General features: G+C 74.9%; 3 protein-coding genes. 2 read left to right on the top strand and 1 reads right to left on the bottom strand.

Annotation, left to right across the window (positions count from 1 at the left end; translation table 11 throughout):
• Positions 1-684 (bottom strand): hypothetical protein (locus tag IFT36_RS15865; RefSeq protein WP_200413645.1); only part of this gene is annotated, 684 nt, incomplete at its 3' end.
• Positions 685-851: 167 nt separating this feature from the next.
• Between IFT36_RS15865 and IFT36_RS15860 the strand changes: the two genes are divergently transcribed.
• Together IFT36_RS15860 and IFT36_RS15855 are read left to right on the top strand one after the other, a co-directional pair.
• On the top strand, positions 852-1,775 hold the full coding sequence (locus tag IFT36_RS15860) for an HpcH/HpaI aldolase/citrate lyase family protein (protein WP_200413644.1): 924 nt from the start codon (positions 852-854) through the stop codon (positions 1,773-1,775).
• A gap of 164 nt (positions 1,776-1,939) precedes the next feature.
• Positions 1,940-2,126 (top strand): hypothetical protein (locus IFT36_RS15855; protein WP_200413643.1); only part of this gene is annotated, 187 nt, incomplete at its 3' end.

Genomic DNA, 2,126 nt, shown 5'->3' with positions numbered 1-2,126 from the left:
CGCGGTCGCGGACGCCGCGGTGGCCGTGTCGTCCCCTCGGTCACCGGTGGCGGGCTCGCCGGCGCGGGCGGCCTCGGCCGCACGGAGGGCCTCGTCGTCGTGCAGCGGACGGCGCGTGCCGTCCGAGGAGGCGGACCAGGCCCGCTGGGCGGGTTCGGTCGGCGCCACCATGGGCACCGCCTCGGTGGGACGGCCGGTCGAGGCAGCGTCGCGGTCGGACTCCGAGAGGACCTCGGTGTCGCGGCGGTCGGCGTCGGTCGACGCGTCGGCGTCGGCGCGCTGGTCGGACCCGGTGTCGCCGGGGACGTACTCGGCGGGCACCGAATCGGGCAGCGCCTCCTCGTCGGACGACGCGGGAGCCCCGTGCGCGTCCAGGCCGGACGCCTCGGGGTTCGCGGGGGCCTCGGCGACGACCGGGCGGTCCTCGGCGTCGGCGACGGGGGCCTGCTGCGTCGGGGCGTCGGACCCGAAGTCGACGGCGGGCTGCTGCTGCGTCGGGGCGTCGCCGCCGAAGTCGACGGCCGGGGGCTGCTGGGTCGGTACCTCGGAGCCGTACGGCACCTCGGTCGGCTCGACCGTCTCGCCGGTCTCGTCGGACCGCGGGGCGTCGTTCGTGTCGCCGTGCTGGGGATCGCGTCCCTCGTGGTCGGGGCGGTCGCGCCGCGGATCGTTCGCGTCGGTCATGGCTCACTCCTGTCGGTGGGGTCGTTCCCTGGATCTGTGATCCGCCTGAACGTTACGCCCGAACGGCACCCCGGGCCGGGAGCCCCCGCCCGCGCCCGCGGGACTCACGGGCGCGGACGAGCCGGTAGCGTGGACCGGACCGCCGAGCGACGAAGGACGACGACGTCATGACCGACACCAGCCAGACCCCCTCCGACCCGACCGCGACGGCCTCCGGCGCGACCGACTCCGCGGCGACGGGCCGCCGGGCCGCGGCGGCCGCCCGCACGCGACCGAAGGCAGACATCGCCCGTTCGTGGCTGCTCGTGCCGGGCACCGCCCCCGACCGTTTCAACTCGGCCCAGGCGTCCCGCGCCGACCAGATCGTCCTCGACATCGAGGACGCGGTCGACCCGGCCCGCAAGCCCGCCGCTCGCGACGACGTCGTCGCCTGGCTCACGGGCGGCGGCGAGGCCTGGGTGCGCATCAACGACCGCTCGACCGACTTCTGGTCCGACGACGTCGACGCCCTGATGGGCCTGCCCGGACTGCACGGCGTGATGCTCGCCAAGACCGAGGCGCCCGAACACGTCACCGAGACCTTCGACCGACTCGGAGGCGCGGTGCCGGTGCTCGCGCTCGTCGAGTCGGCCCTCGGCATCGAGGAGAGCCCCGCCATCGCCAAGGCCCGCGGAGCGTTCCGCCTCGCGTTCGGAAGCGGCGACTACCGCCGCGACACCGGCACGAGCGCCGACGACCTGGCCATGGCCTACCCCCGCTCCCGCCTCGTCGTGGCGAGCCGCATCGGCGGGCTGCCCGGCCCGATCGACGGCCCGACGGTGGGCAGCAGCCACCCCGTCCTGCGGGAGCAGTCCGGGGTCGCGGTCGCCCTCGGCCTCACCGGCAAGCTCTGCCTCGACGTCGAGCAGCTGCCCGTGATCAACGAGGTCATCAGCCCCACGCCGTCCGACGTCGCCTGGGCCCAGGACTTCCTCGCCGACTTCGAGGGACGCGGCCGGGTCATCCGCGACGGCAGCGACCTGCCCCGCCTGGGCCGGGCCCAGAAGATCGAGAAGCTCGCCTCGGCGTTCGGGGTGCAGCCCGCGAACTGACGGCTCGACGGAAGGAGCGCGTCCCACTCGGGACGCGCCTCCTTTCTTTCTGCCCGGATGTCCGCCGGACCGTTGACAGACGATAGTCAACGACATATCTTTGACACATCGCGACAGGACGTCGCGACCTCGATCTCTTCCCCCCGACCCGAGAGGAGTACCCCATGGGTACCGACTTCACCACCGAGAACCACGGCGACCCCCGTCGCCGGCACCACGACTCCCCCGACGCCCGGCACGACCCGATCGGCCGCGGCGAGGGTCACGGCCGCTTCGGCCGTCCGTTCGGCCGCGGGTTCCGCCCCGGTCCGGGCTTCGGCGGCTTCGGCCCCGGTTTCGGCCCCGGCGGCC

Origin of the sequence: Frigoribacterium sp. CFBP 13605 (assembly GCF_014839405.1) — a bacterium.
GTDB lineage: Bacteria > Actinomycetota > Actinomycetes > Actinomycetales > Microbacteriaceae > Frigoribacterium.
The sequence above is the reverse complement of the archived record's forward strand: the minus strand, read 5'-3'. Positions and strand labels throughout refer to the sequence as shown.